The sequence below is a fragment of the Paenibacillus sp. Soil766 genome (assembly GCF_001428105.1).
Classification (GTDB): Bacteria; Bacillota; Bacilli; order Paenibacillales; family NBRC-103111; genus Paenibacillus_E.
This window is the reverse complement of record NZ_LMSJ01000012.1, coordinates 13,543-33,177: the sequence shown is the minus strand read 5'-3', so window position 1 is coordinate 33,177 and position 19,635 is coordinate 13,543. Positions and strand designations below refer to the sequence as shown.

Sequence of the window (19,635 nt, the reverse complement as noted above, 5' to 3'; positions counted from 1 at the left end):
CTTTATAGGTATAAAATAGTTGTAATGATCTATGTTAAGAATGGCAAACATACCCATGTAAGTCAATGTACAATGATGGAAAATGGTTATTGCCGATCTCAAAAATTTCAGTTATGATTGAAATGAGAATAATTTCATCCGAAAATGATATTTTCATGCAAAATAAATTTAAATCTTACTAAATAGTCGACTGCATCTTACTGAAAGCGAGGAATAGTGAATATGAATCTTCATATTTTCCAGAATCAACAAGAACTTAACGAAGCAGGTGCAGGTATTATAACTTCCCTGGTTCAAATGCAACCAAAAGCTGTTCTCGGCTTAGCCACAGGCGGCACACCTGTTGGTATTTACGAAGAGTTGGTAAAAGCCTACGAGAAAGGCCGCGTTAGTTTTAAACAAGTAACGACTTTTAATCTGGATGAGTACGTCGGCTTAGCTGTCGACCATTCTGAAAGTTATCATGCTTATATGCAACAGCATTTATTTGCACATATTGATCTTCCTGCGGAAGCCGCTCATATCCCGAATGGTAATGCACCTGATTTGGAAGCCGAGTGTGAGCGATTCAATCAACTTTTGGATGATGCTAAGCAAATTGACTTGCAAATTCTAGGGCTTGGCCATAATGGTCATATCGGTTTTAATGAGCCTGATGATTCCTTGATTAGCGGTACGCACCGTGTCGAATTAAAAGAAGAAACACGTGAAGCGAATGCGCGATATTTCGATTCAATTAATGATGTGCCAACACACGCTTTGACGATGGGCGTTGGAACGATTCTAAAAGCCAAAACGATTCTGTTAATCGTACGAGGCGCCGACAAGGCCGAAATCGTACATCGTGCCCTAACGGGACCGATTACAACCGAAGTTCCTGCCACGCTGCTGCAAACACATCCTCATCTCGTTGTTCTGCTTGATGCTGAGGCAGGGAGGCTGTTCGAATGAGCGAGCTTCTCATCTCAGGTGCCAAGGTAATCACGGAACAAGGCATCATTGACAATGGATTGGTTCACGTGGTGAATGGTAAATTAGCTTACGTTGGTGACCCAACTGGTTGGCAGGACACTGCTAGTCCACTTGTGGTTCGCATCGAAGCCGGCGGCAAATGGCTGCTCCCTGGCTTCATTGACGTTCATGTGCATGGCGGATATGGCGCTGATTTCATGGATGCAAATTCGGAAACATTGGATACGATCACACAATATCATGCTTTGCATGGCACTACTGGCATGCTGGCTACGACGATGACAGCTACGCGTGAAGCGATTGATCATGTGCTTGTTGAAGTGCACAGCTATATGGAGCAGGAAATGCCTTACGCACAGTTGCTTGGCGTGCACTTGGAAGGTCCATTCATATCGCCGAAATGGGCAGGCGCTCAAGATCCGAAGCTCATGGTTACGCCGCAGCTTGATTGGTTGAAAGATTGGCATGAGCGGTTCCCGCAGCTCATGAAGCAGTTGACGTTGGCCCCCGAGCGCGAGGGGGGCCATGAGATGATCGCGTGGCTGCGCGATCAAGGCATCGTTGCCGCATGCGGCCACACGGACGCCTCTTACGCCGACATCCAGTCGGCGGTGGACGCTGGGCTCTCGCATGCGGTGCACACCTTCAACGCGATGAAGCCTCTGCATCATCGCGAGCCAGGGACCGTCGGTGCCGTACTCACCGACGCACGCATCAGCGGCGAGGTGATCGCCGATGGGATCCATGTGCATCCAGCAGCGATTAAGCTGCTGACGATGGTGAAGCAGCCGCATGGCTTGCTGCTGATCACGGACGCCATGTCCGCCGCCGGGCTCGGCGATGGGCAGTACGACCTTGGCGGCCAAGCCGTGACCGTGCAGGCGGGCGTTGCCCGGCTGACGGAGGGCGGCGCGCTCGCCGGCAGTACGCTGACTATGATCGATGCGCTCCGGTTTATGGTGCGCGAGGTCGGTGTCAGCGTCGCAGACGCGAGCCGCTATGCGAGCGGCAACCCGGCGAGGCTGCTCGGCCTCGAAGCGACGCACGGCTCGATTGCCGAAGGCAAGCACGCCGACTTGTTGCTGATCAGCTCCGAGCTTGAGCTCGAGCAGGTTTGGGTCCACGGCGCGGCGATGAAAGAGGCTTAAGCATTGGATAATAAAAAGTGGTCGCTCAGCTGTTGAAAGTTGAGCGACCGCTTTTTTGTTTAGTATTAGCCCAATCGCAGCTTGAGCTTTCGTGGCGTGTAAGTCGATTTTTTCGACTTACACGAGCGCAACTTGGGCTTTCTTAGTGTGTAAGTCGATTTTTTCGACTTACACGAGCGCTGCTTGAGCTTTCTTGGCGTGTAAGTCGATTTTTCCGACTTACACGAGCGCAGCTTGAGCTTTCGTAGCGTGTAAGTCGATTTTTTCGACTTACACGAGCGCTGCTTGAGCTTTCGTGGCGTGCAAGTCGATTTTTTCGACTTACACGAGCGCTGCTTGAGCTTTCGTGGCGTGTAAGTCGATTTTTTCGACTTACACAGGCGCAGCTTGAGCTTTCTTGGCGTGTAAGTCGATTTTTTCGACTTACACGAGCGCAGCTTGAGCTCTCGTGACGTGTAAGTCGATTTTTTCGACTTACACGAGCGCTGCTTGAGCTTTCTTGGCGTGCAAGTCGATTTTTTCGACTTACACAGTCGCAGCTTGCGCTTTCTTGACGTGTAAGTCGATTCTTTCGACTTTCTGATCCTAAATTCGATTTAATCGGTTTAATCTATCTGACCTTTAAACTATCGTTACCGAAAAGGCCGCCCCAAAGTAGCAATCACTACCTTGAGGCGGCCCCTTCCCTAATAAATCTTTTTCTCCACCCGATCTGCCTTCAATATTTCAACTGCCTCCCTGAATCGAAGCGAATGTACAATCTCCCTCTCCCTCAGAAACTTCAAGCTATCTTGTAAATCAACATCATCGGTAACGTCAATGAGCCATTGATAAGTCGCCCTAGCCTTCTCCTCGGCGGCAATGTCCTCATAGAGGTCAGCGATCGGATCTCCTTTCGCTTGTATGTAGGCAGCCGTCCAAGGTACACCCGAGGCATTCTGGTAGAAAAGTGCTTTGTCATGACTTACATAATGATCATCCAAGCCTGCCGCTTTCAATTGCTCAAGCGTCGCATCCTTCGTCAGTTTATACACCATGGTCGCAATCATCTCGAGATGAGCAAACTCCTCCGTCCCTATATCCGTCAGCAAGCCTACAACCTTATCTGGAATCGAGTAACGTTGGTTTAAATAGCGAAGTGCTGCAGCGAGTTCCCCATCGGCTCCCCCATACTGTTCAAGAAGCAGTTTGGCCATCCGGGGATCACATTTGCTTACCTTGACGGGGTATTGCAGCTTTTTCTCATATATCCACATTGGCTATCCATCATCTCCTCCCTAAACTTGCCACGGCCAAGGTGTCTCCACCCACTGCCATGGCGCTTTCGTAAAGCTGTGACCAAAGGGCATCAAGGGGCCAAATTCCATTTCGAACTGCTGGGCCATATGCATTCGCTTATGGGCAAATTGATTATACTGCTGGATCACACTCAGATCGTCAGGGTGCGTATCCAAATAAAGTGTCAACTCCACAAGTACAAAATCCACGGCTTGCAAATCACGAAGTTGCTTGTAATAGGCTTCGGGCAGCACTCGCTCACTCATGTTGATTGGCCTCCTTCATCACCTCTTGTCTCCTGTAATGGATTCGGATAGGGTCCATAAAGTGCCGGCCAGAGCGTCCCTATTTTCAAAGCATCGTAAGGGCTATACTGTGGCAATCCTGGCGGTTGAAAATGCATATATAATTGCGGCGGCGTATTATACCATTTCACTCGAATCGGTGGACAAGGGTCACATGGTCCGAAATACGGGTACCAACTTTTAAATTGTGAGTGCATACGTCTCCTCCTTTTCAAAGCCTATATGACTCGTTATATGCGGTATAACTTGACCATAATCACCAATTATCCCATCTTTTTCAAGAGAATATCACTTTAGCTCCATTCCCGATCCTTGTGCCCTGCCAAACGCAAAGAAATCCCTCTCCGATTGCACCTACGCAATTCGAAAAGAGATTTCTTCCAGCTTATTTTTAATCTAATTTAATATTCAAATTCAGCACGCCTGCTTTGCGCAACGCTTGATAAATAATGACCACCAGAGGTCCCAGGAACAAGCCAGCGAAGCCTAGCCATTCAAATCCAACGTACAAGGAGATTAAAGCCGCTAACGAGTTGATCCCAACCGCATCACTAAGCACTTTGGGCTCAACAATCCTGCGGAGAATGATGAGTACTAAGAAAAGCACGAACAATCCAATTCCCATGCCCGTGTATCCTAGCAGCAGCTGATAAATAATCCATGGGATGAAAACAATTCCAGTACCAATCACAGGCACGAATTCCATTACCATTACGAGCAGTGAAATTGCGAGTGGGTACTCTGCCCGAAGGATTAGCAGTCCAATGAAAGTTAACAAGTACGTAAAGATCGCCATGATCAGCTGAGCGCGAATGAAACCGAAAATAGCCTCGCGCAAATAAGTCAGCACATGCTCCATTTTCTCCTTAGTTTTCGTTTCAAACATCGAGAGAAAAGCAACCTTCAAACTGGGCAAGTTGTACATGCATAAATACAAGGTGATTACATAGATAATCAACAGCATGAATAAATTAGGAATTTTCCCAGCCATATTGAGGAAAAAGCCTGAAATACCACTCAATATACTCGTCAATGCACCTGTCAACGTTTCCGTACTACGTTCCACCCAAGTCTGTACCTGCGCTGCCATTTCTGGTGATAAAGAATCATAGAATACTTGGGTACGCACCACGGCTTGGTCCACGTATTTATTGACTTCTTCCATATAGTTAGGCGCTTTACGACCTAGATCGATTAACTCGGTTACAACATTCATCCCAATAAAATAAACTAATGCTACCATTAGAAGCGTAAACGCTGTACTAATAATGGTTGCGGCGATAAAGCGGGTTATTTTCGCTACACGCATCAAGAGCGTTGTCAGTGGGTCTAGAAAAATAGCTGTCACCAACGCTAAGAGAAATGGCAGCCCTACGGTGAACAAACCGTATAACACCAATATGCCTAGCGCCATGATTATAGCTGTCTTGGGTGACATAGAGACTCCTCCGATTATTCATTTCCCGGTTTAACCGTATCAATATTCGTTATATGTATACGAACAATACGTAATCGATCTACCTCGGTCACTTCGAAAACATGATTAGCATATGGCACTTTCTTGCCTTTAACAGGCGCACCTTCCACCTTCTTAAACAGCCAACCGCCAATCGAATCCACATCATCGTCTTCAATTTGGAGATCCAGCATGTCGTTCAGATCTTCCAGCAATACACGACCATCGACAGAAGTGTATTTGTCTTTCACTTCCACACCAGGTCGTTCATTCACATCAAATTCGTCATGTAATTCTCCCACGATTTCCTCGATGATATCTTCCAGAGCTAAGAGCCCCGCTGTTCCTCCGTACTCATCAACCACGATTGCGAGTTGGGAATGCTTTTTCTGCATGAGCTTGAGTACGCGACTAACTTCCATCGACTCCGGCACATTTAAAATAGGACGAATGAAAGTCTTGAGTTCCTGCTCGACATCAGGATCTGCCGTCAGTAAGTCAGCAATATGTACAAAACCTACAATGTTATCTTTATGCCCATCAGCTACAGGGTAGCGTGTATGCTTGGTTTCGTGAACGAATCGCAAATTATCGATAAAGCTTGTTTCCAGAAACAGACAATCCATATCTGTCCGCGGCAGCATTACTTCACGTGCGATGAGATCAGAGAATTCAAAAATGTTATCGAAAAGCGTCATCTCGTCTTCATTGATATGACCGCTTTTGACGCTCTCATCCATCAGTATTCGAATTTCTTCCTCCGTATGTGCGGCTTCATGCTCGCTGGCAGGCTCGACACCAATCATCGCAAGAAATTTATTCGCTGCACCATTAAGAACCCAAATAATCGGACTAAATATTCTGTAGAAAAACAATAGCGGTGCAGAGAGCCACAAAGAAGTCACTTCAGGCTTTTGAATCGCAAACGATTTAGGAGCCAATTCCCCTAGCACAATATGCATAAACGTAATAAATCCAAAAGCAATAACAAAAGACAATGTCGTTGTATACACGGATTCCCCTAAACCAAACGAATGAAATAGAGGCTCCATGATCAGATCATGAATCGCAGGTTCTCCAATCCAACCCAGTCCCAAGGAGGCAAGTGTAATGCCAAGCTGTGTGGCTGATAAATACCTATCCAGTTGTGACGTTACGATACTCGCATATTTAGCTTTTCCACTGCCTTCGTTGACAAGCTGTTGAATGCGAGAATGTCGAACCTTCACTAGGGCAAACTCGGCTGCTACGAAAAATCCATTTAACAGGACGAGTAAGATCACCAGGAAAAGATTGAGTGCGATGGAACCGAAATCAAACGACGTATGTGGCAAAATGTATTTCTCCTTCAGAAAGATGATTAGATAATAGCTTTACGGCTCTTGAAATCCACAGTGCGATAGTACGAGTCAGCTACAAGCAGGTTGGGTCCGCAACAGGATGCGATACTACAGAAACAATTCACCCGTTCGTTCAGCGGATTGTTCTCCCAACGTGCAAAGATATCATCAAGCCCATCATTATGTATATTTCCAAGCGGAGGCTCATTAGCAAAATCGGTGACGAAAACCTCGCCAGTAAACGTACTGACGTTCAATCGGTTCCGCCCATCTGGATCATTACGAACCGTAACATTCTGCTCCTCACGTAGACGCTTAACTAACTGACGGTCCGCTTCCAGTTCATTACATGCGAAGAACGGCAGCGTTCCGAATAGCATCCACATGTCCGGATTGCGATGGTCTAACAAGCGATGGATACTCGTGCGCAATTCGTCTAGTGTAACCATTGGAAGATGTGAGGCAAAAGAGCTCGCATACATCGGATGTACCTCGTGACGTTTGCACCCCATTTCGTTAATTAACTGATGAATCTCAGGCAATTTCAAATGGGTTCGTGTGTTAATCATCGATTCCGCAGAAACGTACAAACCGCCTTTGCTAAGCGCAATCGTATTATTCACCATTCGCTCGTACATCCCCGATGCCGTCGCTTGACCGACTGGACGACTCGAGTTCACAAAACCTACTTGATGGAAATCATCACTATTCAAATAATTAAACGAAATATGCATGACATCAAGATAAGGTGCAAGCAGCTCATAACGCTCCAAATCTAACGTTAAATTCGAGTTGATTTGTGTGCGAATTCCCCGCTCCCGCGCATACTTCAGTATGGGCAGCATGTACTCCTTCACAATCTTGATGTGGTAGGAGGGCTCGCCGCCTGTTAAACTGATCGTTTCCAAATGTTCAATTTCATCCAGCTTTTGTAAAATGACTGGTAATGGAATACGGGGTCCTTCTGACATCGTAAGTGAATCCCCAACCGCACAATGCTCACAACGCATATTACACAGATTGGTGATGGTAAGCTCTATGCTGGTTAATACATGTTTCCCGTATTTCCGATACGACCGAATGGGGTCCCAAGGATCATAATGGGGAGTTAACTCCGGTAAGATGGAGTGTGTTACATTCCTATTCATGCTGTTTACACCTGACCTATCATTTCCTATTCAAGAACATGTTACTACCTATTATGCCTATACCTATGCCCTTTATTGTAACTTATGATTCACAAAAAAGGAAACAGAGACAGGAATTGCAGATGGCGCTAGCGCTTCTCCACTTTTGACTGGGGCTTCACACGAAGCCACCTTGGTGCCCACCAATTTGCGTCACCGAGCAGCTTCATTAATGCAGGCACAAGCATAACCCGTACGATCGTGGCATCAATCAATACCGCAAGTCCGAGTCCGAGTCCGAGCGCCTTCATAATCTCTATATCTGTGAAAATAAATGAGCCAACCACGACAACAAGAATGAAAGCAGCGCTTGTAATTAAGCTTCCTGTTTTTTTCAATCCCTCGGCTGTACTCTGATCATTGTCCCCACTTGCCTCATACTCTTCCATGATACGTGAAATGAGGAACACTTCATAATCCATGGAGATACCAAAAACAACGCAAAAAATAATGACAGGTAGCGTTGCACTCACATATCCGATTGATGTAATATGCAGCATATCCGCCATAAATCCATGTTGGAAAACTAAAACTACAATGCCTAAGCTAGCACCTAAACTAAGCATATTCATGAGCACAGCTTTCAGCGGTAGCAGGACGGAACGAAAAGCCAGCAAGAGAACGAGATAGGTGATGCCCATAACAAAAATAAGAACTTCAGGAATTTCCTTTTGAATGCGATCAATGATGTCCAAGCGATAGGCAGATCCACCTGTAACGGCCGTCTCTAATCCTTCTTTATTCAACTTGCGGAGTTCGTAAACTAACGCATCCGTCACAGGATCATTCGTGTCCTTCTCAGGTATAACGATCATCAAAGCAGTATGGCCTTTCGCTAATTGTGCGTCTTCTAGCTGCTTTTGAACTTCAGGCTTTGTAAACATACCTGCAAGCTCTTCATTTGAATGCTGCCCTAAGAGGGTTAAGTAGCTTTGCACTTCTTTTACGCCAGCGACAGCTTTGACCTGATCCCCGTAGGCTTGAATTTCGCCGATCGAAGCTGATGACCAGATCTCATCTTTCGTATGTATCACAATTAGAATCGGTCCTGTCATACGAGGGTCATAGGCGGTTTTGAGCAGCTCCGCTCCATATCGGGATTCATAACTTGGAGGAAGGACCTCCGCATCTGGCACACCTAATTTCATCTGCCAAATTGGCGTCATACTATAGATCAACACACCACCTACTAGAACAACCAAAACGACTGGACGTTTCATCACCGCATAGGCGATTTTCTCCCAGAATTTCGAAGTTTCTTGCTTACGGAATCGTTTAGGGACGACCTGTAAGGAGTTGATGCGATGACCTAAAATACCTAGAAGCGCTAACAGCACTGTATTGGCCACAATGACGGAAATAGAAACAACGATAACCCCTCCGAGACAGAGAGACCTGAAGAAGGTCAAATCCACAAAGAGCATCCCCAACAAACCAATGAGCACAGCGATACCCGAGAAGAAAATCGATCTTCCTGCGGTTTGACATGTCATGGCTACGGCAGCAGCAACACTACCTTGCACTTTGAGCTCCTCACGAAACCGGCTAACCAGAAAGAGTGCATAATCTATCCCGACAGCGAGCCCCAGCATCGTAACCATATTCGGCAAAAAATTCGATAAGGATTGATGCTGTGCAATAAAATAGGTAACTCCCAGTGTGAGCGTCACACTCATTAATCCCACGACCATAGGTAGGAATGCTGCAACGAATGTACCGAAAACAATTAGCAATACAATAAGTGCAATTGGTAAACCTATCGCTTCCGACTTGGCAATATCATGTTTGCTCGCTACTTGCATGTCATAAAGAATCGCGGGTCCTCCCGTTACATACACGTCCATATCTGGCGGCGGATGTACGAGCGACTTGAGCTCTGGGTAAGCCTCTAACGCGGGGTCTGTATCCAACGAGAGCGATACACTAACAGCCTGCACATCGTGATGTCCCTCATTACGAGGCGTCGTTACGAATTTCACATCCTCCACGTAAGGCAGTTCTTTCAGCTTCGTAAGTGAGGTCATAATCGCATCTTGCTGATCATTCTCTGTTAAATCAAGCCCATTATGCCCGGAGTAAACCAAATTCAGTTGTGTTCGAGGTAAACCAAGCTCATCCCGCATTTGAATCAAGCCCAGATCGGATTCGCTCCCTTTCGGTGTAAACCCATTGTCTTTCAACATACCTGGCGTCTTTTGAGCGAAAATAGCAAAGATAAGCATTAAGCTAATGCCAACCGTTAGAACGAACCATCGGAACCGATACATGGCGTGCCCCCATCTCCAAAAACCACCTTTTTCCATGGACTCCCGCATCATGCTTCCTCCTTAATCTACAAAAAGAACCTGGTTTCCCAGGTTCTTTATCATATACATAACTATTCTTATAAAATTGTAGGCATACTTGAATCTAATTCCGATTCGCTTACTTTAATTTCCCCAATTTCGGAAATTAATATCGATAGCTTGCTTGAAAGATCGATTTCATAGGGTTCCTTCAGTACAGTACCTGCTTCATCTTGAAGCACTCGAATAGTCGGTCTGTGGGGAACAGACATGTTCAACTTAGATACGATGCCATATTCACCCGTATTCAGTCGTACTGTAATCCCTAGCGGGTAAATGGCAATCTTGTCGCGAAACAAGGCTATTTGACTTTGATCATACATCGTACCAGATCCCGCGAATAACTGCTCCATCGCTTCATGCGGCAATAACGGTCTGCGATATACCCGTGTCGTCGTCATGGCATCATAGGAATCGACAAGTCCAATCCATCTGGAGAACTCATTGATCTCGCCACCTTGAATTCCCCGCGGATATCCGCTGCCATTAATCCGTTCATGATGCTGTAAGGCACAATGTGCAGAAAGAAGTGGGATATTCGGTTCATCCTTCAATAAATTGAAGCCATAGGTCGTATGATTTTTCATTTCCCTGAACTCGTCTGGAGTTAGCTGAGAAGGCTTGCGAAGAATGCCTAGCGGCACTTTGGTTTTACCAATATCATGCAATAACGCCCCTAAACCAAGAGTCTCGAGCTTATCTCGACTGTACCCATAACTAATCCCAAGCATTATCGCATAAATACTCACGTTAACGGAGTGCTGAAATAAATAATTATCTTTCACATTCATATTATTGAGCATGACCATAGCACCCTCATGAGCACTAAGATCATCAATAATCATCTTCATGACATCACGAAAATTACGACCAATGTCGTAATAATTCACAGCTCCGCGTTTATTCGAATCTTCCATGACCTTCTTAAACGTATTGCGAATTTCGGTAACTGCTTTGCTTCTTGTTTCATCCTGAATCACATCTTGTTGAATAATGTCATTCGTTCTTGCATCTTCTATGTAAATGTAATCAATTCCATAACTAAACAAGCGATCAAGGAGTCTCTGTGTAAGCTCAACATTAACGGCCAGAAGGACCATACCATCATCGTTGTATATATTCTTAGCCAGCCTCATCCCAGGTTGACACATGTTGATCGGCATAAACAGCATTTCAGGACCCCCGCATAGGTGAGCATTACGTTCTATTTAAATGTAATAGATTTCAAAGAAAAGTTCAATACAAAAAACCGCGTCTTTCGACGCGATTCGCTATTCTTTCTTAAAATATATTACTTTAAAAACATATACAGCGCGAAAATAATCGCGACAGCAAAACGATAATACGCAAAGTAAGTGAGCTTCATCTTTTGTACAAACTTAATGAAGGATACGACAGCCAATAAGGCTACTACGAAAGCCACTAAAAATCCAACAACAAAAAAGGCCAAATCGTCGGATGACAATGCTTCATAGTTTTTCAAAAAGTAGACCCCTGACGCCCCGAACATAATCGGAATCGCCATGATGAAGGTGAAATCCGCCGAAGCTGCACGGCTTACACCTGAAAGCATACCACCGGCAATTGTGGAACCTGATCGAGAAAAACCTGGCCAAATCGAAACGAGCTGCCACAATCCGATCGCAAAAGCTTGGCGATATGTCAGATCATCAAGGACGGTCGTTTTGGGTGGTTCCTTCTTCTTCTCGGCAATGATCAGGAGTATACCACCGACCACGAGTCCAACTAAGACGGTTGTTGTATTAAACAACTTCGCATCCACAACATCATTAAATAATACACCGATCACACCAGCAGGTACGATACCAATTAAAATGTGAATTAAATTCAGTTTTTTTCCTGTTTTACTTTCACTTTTCCGATTCACAAGTCCAAATAACGAGAGGATTCGCTTCCAATAAATAATGACGACCGCCATTATCGCACCCAATTGAATCACGAAATCAAATGTTTTCATAACTTCGTCATTTTCAGTGTTTAATAAACTTTGCGCCAAAATCATATGTCCTGTCGATGAAACGGGTAAAAACTCAGTTAGACCTTCAACGATCCCAATAATGATCGCCTCAAAAATTGTATGCATAATTGCCCCCTATAATCTGATAATTATTATTGCGTGTTCAAAAATCCAGTTTTCAGCATCGAGGAGATTGAAAGAAGCTAGGAAATCAGGAGCGGAGCGTAGTGAAAGCTACGTGAGCACCAGAAGTTCCGGCTGAATTCAATATTCGATGTCGAGTATGTTTCATGCACTACTTCGTGATCAAAAGTGGACTTTTTGAACAACCTCTATCAGAAATCTTGCTCCAATTTCTTATTCTACCTGTTATTGACTGGGTCTGACAACATCTGTGAACCGAAGGTGGTGGCTGCTTGCAATCGCAGCCTCATCTTGCAGTTGATCGACTAGCACATCACGGATAAATTCCGGCAGCATGTAAACGATCTGCTTGCCTCGGCTCAGCGATAAGTAGCCTGAGCCGAATGTAAACATATCGATCGTTCCCACGAGGTAGAATCGTTCTGGATCAAGCAATTCTTCGCCGACATACACAGCGACGATGCGCTCATAGGGAGGGCGCGTGGCATCGACTTGGACGGTTATCCCGTCCACACAGAGAACGCCTAGCACCTCCCCGCGGAAGCCGTAGCCGCGTATCGGCTTCTCCATGAACTCGTCAAGCAGCGACTCTTCGAGCGCTTGCCGAATATCCGCGCCGCTGAGTTCCATGCGGCAGGGATTGATCGGGCCGGGGCAGATTTCCAGCAACCGGCCCCGGGTCAAGCCCCCCTCCTTCAGGCCCTGAAGGAGCTGCCCGCTATTGACCAGCCCGATCTCGGCGCTGGTCCAGCGGCGAATACCCGCGGCAAGCAAGTTGCCGAGCGGGGATTCGCCGTACCAATCCAGGCGCAGCGGCTGCTTCAGCTGCGCCACCTCCACCGCCAGCGAGGCGCTGCTGGCGATGCGGTAGTGCTCCAGCAGCGTGATGACGCTGCTGTCTGCTTCGCTCGCGTCCGTCATCGGGATTACGCGACCGTGCAGCTCTACGATCCGGCGCTGCTCCGGGTCGTAAGCAAGCTCGATATGGCCGGCATACTGTCCGAACTTGCCGGCCGCACCAATATACGTGCCGCCGATTAGAAGCGGCTCTTCGAGTAAATGATGGGTGTGACCACCAAGAATTAAGTCAATGCCGTCTAGCTCTTCAGCCATTCGTTGATCCGTTCTAAGGCCCAAATGTGACATGACAATTAGAATATCCACCTTGGGACGTAATAGGTTCACATGGGCGCTTACAGCCTTCATGGGATCCAATACATGCCAACCTAGCAGCTCATAGTAATCTTGATAAACAGCCGTGACCCCAATCAAACCGATACGAAGTCCTGATTTCTCAAGCGTAAGTGACGGCAGCATCCAATCCGGTGTATCCTTCGTGTTGATATCCGTAATATTACTGCCAATAATCGGAAATTGCGCATGCTCTAGTACAACAGCTCTGAGCCAGTCCGGTGTGAAGGTTAAGCCTTCATTATTGCCTAGAACCATGGCTTCATAGCCCGTGGCATTCATGATTTCTAAATTGGCGATCGCATTCGTTCCTTCTGTCTCTGGAAACATCCGATCCATATGGTCGCCAATATCAAGTGTCAATACCTGATCTGGCGGCCAGAGGCGGCGGACCCGATCAAAATAGGCGCTTATTTTGGGCATTTGTTCAAAATGGCTATGTATATCATTCGTATGTAAAATAACTAGCCGTTGCAAGGGAGCCGACATCCCGTTCACCTCTCTTCATGATCAAGTAGATCCTAGCATGTCTCTATGTTATGCAAGTATCCGCTTCCTCATTTCTTGAATTTGAGCTCATCTAGGGTTACTTTGTTCTTAAACCCATAAGTTGCTTCTTCACCTAAAGCAGGATCGTTCAAAAACCATACCTTTACAATACTTTTTACGTTAAGACACTCACTGCTTCCATCTGGCACGTATAGTCGAATAGGATACCCTTTCTTAAGTGGTTGTCCCTCTTGTGCATACAGGAAGAGAGCTTGATCCACTTGAATCCACGGTATCAGCGCTTGGAACTCATCTATCGCTTCCACCCTTACATGAGTAGGCTCTTCAGCTGTACGCTGCTTCCCTTGGTTGTTCCAGTTTTGGTACCATGATTTGAGATCAAATGCCTCCCCCTCCACCGACGGAACGCGATCTTGAATGTTCAACCGCTGATCCGCTAAAGCGACCATCTCATCTACGGTAAAGGTTTCTTGGTTCTTATGTAAGTCAGACACTACTATGTGTGAATTGGATTGCATGCTTAGATCTCCTTCCCTATTTCAAATCCCATATCCTGCCAAAGAATCACTCCATTATACCATTATCATGGCAAAATATGATATGCTGAAAGGGATTCTAACATCTATCGCAAGGAGAAACAAATTGAACTTACACATCCAACTCTTCGCAGGTCTTGTAGACCTATTCGGCACTGCTGTACTAACGATTACAGTCGATCAAGATTCGATAACCATTGCCCAATTGAAGGATAAAATCATCACTGATTATCCTGCTGCCTCCGCGCAGCTTTCCATATGTTTTTTCGCCAAGAATCAAGCATATGCCGGTAATCAGGACACGGTTTCCGCCTCCGATGAGCTCGCACTCATCCCGCCTGTTTCAGGCGGACAGCCTTCTCTCTATGAAATCACCGATTCAACGATTGATGTCGTTTCCGTGACATCAAAGGTGAATCATCCCAACCATGGCGCTTCACTTGCCTTCATCGGCACGACGCGAGAAATGACATATGGGCAGCGAACAGTCCTATTAGAGTATGAAGCTTATGTCCCTATGGCCCTGAAAATGATGGCGAGCATCGGCGAAGAAATCGATGCCAAGTGGCCTGGTACCTTATGTGCCATCACACATCGGTTGGGGAAGGTTGCGATTGCTGAGGCAAGTGTCGTGATCGCTGTATCCTCTCCTCACCGCCCTGATTGCTATGATGCCAGCCGGTATGCCATTGAGCGATTGAAGCAAATCGTTCCCATTTGGAAAAAAGAAATGTGGGAGGATGGATCCGAATGGAAAGGCAATCAAACAGGACCCTGGAATCCACTACAAACACCGAATGCTGATAAATGATTTGAAATGGAGATGACTTCACTTGGACCCGCATTTACATACAGAAACTACTTCAGATATTGACCCACGTTATTCAAGACAAACGCTATTCCCCCCGATTGGCCTAGAGGGTCAGCGCAAGCTTGGTCTTGGTCGTGTTGCTATTGTTGGCATGGGTGCTCTAGGCACTGTTCTGGCCAATCATATGGTTCGAGCAGGTGTTGGATATGTTCGGATTATTGATCGTGATTTTGTAGATAAGAGCAATCTGCAAAGACAAATGCTGTACGATGAAGAGGATGCATCTGCAACGATTCCCAAGTCGATCGCCGCTGCGAAACGTCTTCAACTAGTTAACTCCAATGTCTTCATTGATCCTCATGTCTGTGATCTTAACGCTACGAATGCCGAACAATTGCTTCATGATGTCGATGTGATTCTCGATGGCACCGATAACTTTGCCGTTCGTTTTCTGCTCAACGATGTCAGCATGAAATTAGGGATCCCTTGGATCTATGGCGGTGCCGTAGCTTCGCGGGGTGTCTCACTGGTGATTATCCCTGAACGAACACCTTGTTTGCGCTGCCTCTTCCCACAAGCGCCGGCTGCGGGCACCACAGATACTTGTGACACTGCAGGTGTCATAGGGGGGATCATCCATGTTGTCGCTTCTTTTCAAGCCACTGAGGCACTTAAGTTACTCGTAGGCGCAACAGAACAGCTCAATCTCAGCATGCAGCAATGGGACTTATGGTTCAATCAGAGCTCTGCAATACGGGTCTCTGGGGCTAAGAAGTCGGATTGTCCCGCTTGTGCGCATAAGCAATATGAGTACTTAGATGCCCATATTGAAAGTGATACGATTCAATCCTTATGCGGGCGCAACTCGGTTCAAATTCATCCGATTATTCCAAGCACTCAACCTCTGGAATACTGGGAGGAACGTCTGCAACCGCTTGGCCTTGTTGAGAAAAACCGCTTTCTTTTAAAGTTTCACGCATCTGAGGATATTCAAATTATTCTATTCCCTGGCGGTCGTGTACTCATTCAAGGGACTGAGGACCTAATTCAAGCCAAAAGTCTTTACAGTCGTTATATTGGGATGTAGTATTACAATATACCTATCTGATACTAGGACTTGGAGAGGAGCTTGTATGCGTGTACATGTGCTTCAACTTATCGTTGGTGACAAATTAATTTCCGATTCCTACAATGCAGTTGGCCTTCATCTTCTATCCTCAGGAACCGTTCTCGATGCTGGAGACATTTCAATGCTCAATCGCCACAGTGTGGATTATGTTGATATAGCTCCAAGAAGCACTGAAATTGATAGAGTCGTAGAAGAAGCGCCAACCAGACACGCTAATAGGTTACAGGTAACCTCTTTTAACAACGCAACTCAGGGCATTAAAGAAATGTTCGAAGCTTTACAAGACGGAGGATCTCTTCGCAATGATGTTGTAGAATCCGCTTTCAATCCGCTAATTGAGAGCATTCAAGAAGAGAAGGATGTTGTCTCCCTTCTTCTATCTTTGCATAGTACAGATGACTATACCCTTCAGCACAGTGTTCAAGTTGGGATGCTATCCTACTACTTAGCCAAATGGATGAATAAGTCCGAGAAGGATGCTTTAGTTATCGGAAAAGCGGGATATTTGCACGATATCGGGAAATGTAGAATACATCCGGATGTTCTGAATAAACCAAGCAAGTTGACCAAGGCAGAGTTCGAGGAAGTTCAGAAGCATACGATTCATGGGTATGATATCATTCGTAAGTCATTAAAGGATGAAACGCTCGCACTTGTTGCCCTTCAACATCATGAGCGTATGGATGGTTCAGGCTATCCACTACGGAAAGTCGGCATGGACATCCATTCTTACTCACGCATAGTCGCGGTCGCAGATATCTATAGCGCTATGATATCCAGCAGAGTGTATCAACAGCGACGTGACATGCTTTATGTACTTAAAGAGCTTCATCGCATGAGCTTCGGCGAGTTAGATCCTAAGATCACCCAAGTGTTCATACGCAACATGATTCCTAACTTTATAGGTAAGAAAGTGTCTTTGAGCGACGGACGCGAAGGTATCATCATCATGACGAACCCTACTGATTTCTTCCGACCGCTCATCAACATCAACAATCAATTCTTGGATTTATCACAGCTCGCAAATGTAGAAATAACGAAAATTGCGATCTAATCTCATACATAGGTATATTAAATAATTAAACTACTTACTGAAATTGCAATTCCAATATACACGGCAGCAAGAAGGGTACCTACAGCCACATTACCTCCCTTAAGCTGGTCTGATAGCTTCATACCTGGGGTTAACCAATCGAACACCCAATATGAGGCTATTAAGCATGCGTACCCTACCGCAAACCACAGACTCATATGCCAGATGGAGGCGTTCGTATAGGCAGCGATGCCTAGAATGATAGCCGTAGCTACGAACTTGCCTCCCATGGTAATCCCCACAGCCACATTGCCGTTATTGATTTCTTCCATATCTCGGTAGGGTGTCATTAAACTAAAGATGTACATCCCTGCAAACTGTAACAAGACAATGACGAATAAACTTATAATAAGATCCACAACAATCACTCTGCCCACCCCCGAAATTTAGCCATCGATTGATCAAAATCTGTATAATCATGTACTTCCTCTAGGACTACACTTACTTCTTTTTTATCCTTAAACGCTTTATATCTCTCTTCTGGAATCGGCTGCTTAACCTTCTGTCCAGTTGGCAACTCTACGACCGCAAAGTATCTAAATTGGCTATCCAGCTCTGTTTTATAAACACCGATCAATTTCACATCCGTCTTTATTTCCACTTTTAGCTCCACGAGATCTTTGTCTGCTTCTTCTTTGGTTTTGAAGGACTTGATGGGTTTCCATTGCGACAAAGTAACATCGTTCTTCCCTTGACTGTCCACTTTCATCGAGGCTTGCATGAAACTCAATACCCAGATACTATCCCCAGTGGCAAAATTCTGATCGTTGGACATCCGGTCGTTGTTAGGCAACAACACCATATCACCATCGATGAGATCACCGACCTTGACTTGTTGGACTTGATAATCCCACGGTACGTCCCCAGGAGCATAATTCGATGTCGATGATATGTTGCCTGATGTTGTTTGGCTTAAGACAGATGGCTTCTTATCAAATATCATGCTGAACAGCCATATGATAACGATAACTCCGATAAGTCCTACTGCCAATAGTATAAATCGTCCTTGTTTCAAGGCGCTTTCACTCCAATCGCCACAAATTGACTTGCATTTCCCGTTATGATGCCGCCTGCTCTACCTAAAAGCCCGCAAGGCGTACCATTCAATACGAATAGACCGGTTAATAAATGGCTTTGACTATGCTGGAAGGTTAGCCGCGGCAGGTCTGCCCGTTCTTGATATACACGCTTGAAAAACACACTAGTATCGAAACCCGCTTCATCCTTATATTCTAACTCTCCATGCTCGTTATATAATTCAACAGAGCCACCCTCGCGGCCAAACATCGATTTGGACACGTAGTTACCTCCTAGGATAGGATCCATATAGGTTGGCAGCATGTAGGTCTTAATGATGTCATGTTCCTCTTGCGTAAATAACTTTGAGTGACTTATATGAAGTTCCCAGATCAATGCTTGTAAACCTTTGGATTGTAAAATCACAGCATGTAAAGAATTGAACAAATAAACGAATTGCTCCTCGATTGAATACGACAACGCTTCTCCCCCGTCGTCAACCCCCATCCACTCCTTCGGATATAAGGCAAACATACGCTGAATGATCCCATCCGCACCAATCTTAACGACGCCTTCATCGATCCATAAATCCAAACAGTCCACGCATGTCATTGATCTTCCGCTATGTGCAACAAGTGCTTCTATCGTCCCTGTGTCTTCCGCATGTACACCATAAGCTATACATGCCGCGTAATCAGGTGCCTCGATCTCCCAGGCGTCCCTTAGAAGCTCCTTCATCCTCCCATTCGGTGATTCCAACCCATATTGCTCACAAAGCCATGGAGTCGCAATGGAGGCTTCTACATAACCTGTTGGCGTATCTGCGTTTAATTCTAGTAGTTTAATGTTGCCTGTCTGATCGACAGTAAAATCAAATCTGGCATAACGGCTTATGAACCCTTCGGCATTCGGTTCAAGCCGATCCAGTCCATCCCATAGCACATCTGGTATCGATAAGTCTGCATATAACTCCCTTTTGCCAAAAACGTAACGAGCAGCTTTATCAAACACCTGCCAAAGTCCAGTCGCAGCTTGAATAAGTTCCTGATAAACCTCGTGAGGCATAACCACAAGCTGATCAATCCAGTACTCTTCATTCTCCAAGTTAGCCCACGTAAACCCAAGTTCAGCTAGTTGCAGTACACGAGAATTTCTGTCAGGTGCTGGTGTTCCAATTACTTCAAATCCCATGCGA

General features: G+C 45.7%; 19 protein-coding genes. 5 read left to right on the top strand and 14 right to left on the bottom strand.

The window, feature by feature from the left end; translation table 11 throughout:
• Positions 1–222: 222 nt before the first annotated feature.
• Positions 223–951: a glucosamine-6-phosphate deaminase gene (gene nagB / locus ASG89_RS09635; RefSeq protein ID WP_057310377.1), complete on the top strand. Its 729-nt coding sequence runs from the start codon at positions 223–225 to the stop codon at positions 949–951.
• On the top strand, positions 948–2,120 hold the full coding sequence (gene nagA / locus ASG89_RS09630; protein ID WP_057310376.1) for an N-acetylglucosamine-6-phosphate deacetylase: 1,173 nt from the start codon (positions 948–950) through the stop codon (positions 2,118–2,120). Before nagB ends, nagA begins: the two co-directional genes overlap by 4 nt.
• Before the next feature lie 686 nt (positions 2,121–2,806).
• Here the strand turns inward: nagA and ASG89_RS09625 are convergent.
• The 11 genes from ASG89_RS09625 to ASG89_RS09575 form a co-directional block, all read right to left on the bottom strand.
• Positions 2,807–3,376, bottom strand: a complete 570-nt coding sequence (locus ASG89_RS09625) for a manganese catalase family protein (protein WP_057310375.1) — start codon at positions 3,374–3,376, stop codon at positions 2,807–2,809.
• A 21-nt stretch (positions 3,377–3,397) separates the two neighbouring features.
• The gene (locus ASG89_RS09620) at positions 3,398–3,664 is read right to left on the bottom strand and encodes a spore coat protein CotJB (protein WP_057310374.1); all 267 of its coding nucleotides are present in this window, start codon (positions 3,662–3,664) and stop codon (positions 3,398–3,400) included.
• Complete coding sequence (locus ASG89_RS09615) at positions 3,661–3,900, bottom strand: spore coat associated protein CotJA (protein ID WP_057310373.1); 240 nt, start codon at positions 3,898–3,900, stop codon at positions 3,661–3,663. Before ASG89_RS09615 ends, ASG89_RS09620 begins: the two co-directional genes overlap by 4 nt.
• A gap of 194 nt (positions 3,901–4,094) precedes the next feature.
• Entirely contained in the window at positions 4,095–5,141 is a 1,047-nt protein-coding gene (gene ytvI, locus ASG89_RS09610; protein ID WP_057310372.1) for a sporulation integral membrane protein YtvI, read from the bottom strand.
• A gap of 14 nt (positions 5,142–5,155) precedes the next feature.
• A complete protein-coding gene (locus tag ASG89_RS09605; protein ID WP_057310371.1) occupies positions 5,156–6,493 on the bottom strand; it encodes a hemolysin family protein in 1,338 nt (445 codons plus the stop codon).
• A gap of 26 nt (positions 6,494–6,519) precedes the next feature.
• Positions 6,520–7,647: a radical SAM/CxCxxxxC motif protein YfkAB gene (gene yfkAB / locus ASG89_RS09600; RefSeq protein WP_057310370.1), complete on the bottom strand. Its 1,128-nt coding sequence runs from the start codon at positions 7,645–7,647 to the stop codon at positions 6,520–6,522.
• A gap of 128 nt (positions 7,648–7,775) precedes the next feature.
• Positions 7,776–10,004: an MMPL family transporter gene (locus ASG89_RS09595; RefSeq protein WP_235549685.1), complete on the bottom strand. Its 2,229-nt coding sequence runs from the start codon at positions 10,002–10,004 to the stop codon at positions 7,776–7,778.
• A 65-nt stretch (positions 10,005–10,069) separates the two neighbouring features.
• The gene (locus tag ASG89_RS09590; RefSeq protein WP_057310368.1) at positions 10,070–11,203 is read right to left on the bottom strand and encodes an HD-GYP domain-containing protein; all 1,134 of its coding nucleotides are present in this window, start codon (positions 11,201–11,203) and stop codon (positions 10,070–10,072) included.
• A gap of 119 nt (positions 11,204–11,322) precedes the next feature.
• A complete protein-coding gene (locus ASG89_RS09585) occupies positions 11,323–12,135 on the bottom strand; it encodes an undecaprenyl-diphosphate phosphatase (protein ID WP_057310367.1) in 813 nt (270 codons plus the stop codon).
• Between the two features lie 243 nt (positions 12,136–12,378).
• A complete protein-coding gene (locus ASG89_RS09580) occupies positions 12,379–13,833 on the bottom strand; it encodes a bifunctional metallophosphatase/5'-nucleotidase (RefSeq protein ID WP_057310366.1) in 1,455 nt (484 codons plus the stop codon).
• A gap of 68 nt (positions 13,834–13,901) precedes the next feature.
• The gene (locus ASG89_RS09575; protein ID WP_057310365.1) at positions 13,902–14,372 is read right to left on the bottom strand and encodes a hypothetical protein; all 471 of its coding nucleotides are present in this window, start codon (positions 14,370–14,372) and stop codon (positions 13,902–13,904) included.
• Positions 14,373–14,496: 124 nt separating this feature from the next.
• Here ASG89_RS09575 and ASG89_RS38440 point away from each other — a divergent pair, with 124 nt between their 5' ends.
• The 3 genes from ASG89_RS38440 to ASG89_RS09560 are packed head-to-tail and all read left to right on the top strand — an operon-like array spanning position 14,497 to position 17,384.
• A complete protein-coding gene (locus tag ASG89_RS38440) occupies positions 14,497–15,201 on the top strand; it encodes a molybdenum cofactor biosynthesis protein MoaE (protein ID WP_057310712.1) in 705 nt (234 codons plus the stop codon).
• A 58-nt stretch (positions 15,202–15,259) separates the two neighbouring features.
• The gene (locus ASG89_RS09565; protein ID WP_057310710.1) at positions 15,260–16,288 is read left to right on the top strand and encodes a ThiF family adenylyltransferase; all 1,029 of its coding nucleotides are present in this window, start codon (positions 15,260–15,262) and stop codon (positions 16,286–16,288) included.
• 46 nt (positions 16,289–16,334) lie between these two features.
• Positions 16,335–17,384, top strand: coding sequence for an HD-GYP domain-containing protein (locus tag ASG89_RS09560; protein WP_057310364.1), 1,050 nt, complete (start codon positions 16,335–16,337; stop codon positions 17,382–17,384).
• A 17-nt stretch (positions 17,385–17,401) separates the two neighbouring features.
• On the opposite strand, the gene ASG89_RS09555 is transcribed toward ASG89_RS09560, so the two are convergent.
• Genes ASG89_RS09555 through ASG89_RS09545 form a run of 3 tightly spaced genes read right to left on the bottom strand, consistent with a single transcriptional unit; the run spans position 17,402 to position 19,631 of the window.
• On the bottom strand, positions 17,402–17,791 hold the full coding sequence (locus ASG89_RS09555; RefSeq protein ID WP_057310363.1) for a DUF350 domain-containing protein: 390 nt from the start codon (positions 17,789–17,791) through the stop codon (positions 17,402–17,404).
• Positions 17,788–18,438 (bottom strand): hypothetical protein, encoded by a 651-nt coding sequence (locus ASG89_RS09550; RefSeq protein WP_235549684.1) that lies wholly within the window; start codon positions 18,436–18,438, stop codon positions 17,788–17,790. The genes ASG89_RS09555 and ASG89_RS09550 overlap by 4 nt, the downstream gene beginning before the upstream one ends.
• On the bottom strand, positions 18,435–19,631 hold the full coding sequence (locus ASG89_RS09545; RefSeq protein ID WP_057310361.1) for a glutathionylspermidine synthase family protein: 1,197 nt from the start codon (positions 19,629–19,631) through the stop codon (positions 18,435–18,437). The genes ASG89_RS09550 and ASG89_RS09545 overlap by 4 nt, the downstream gene beginning before the upstream one ends.
• Positions 19,632–19,635 lie beyond the last annotated feature (4 nt).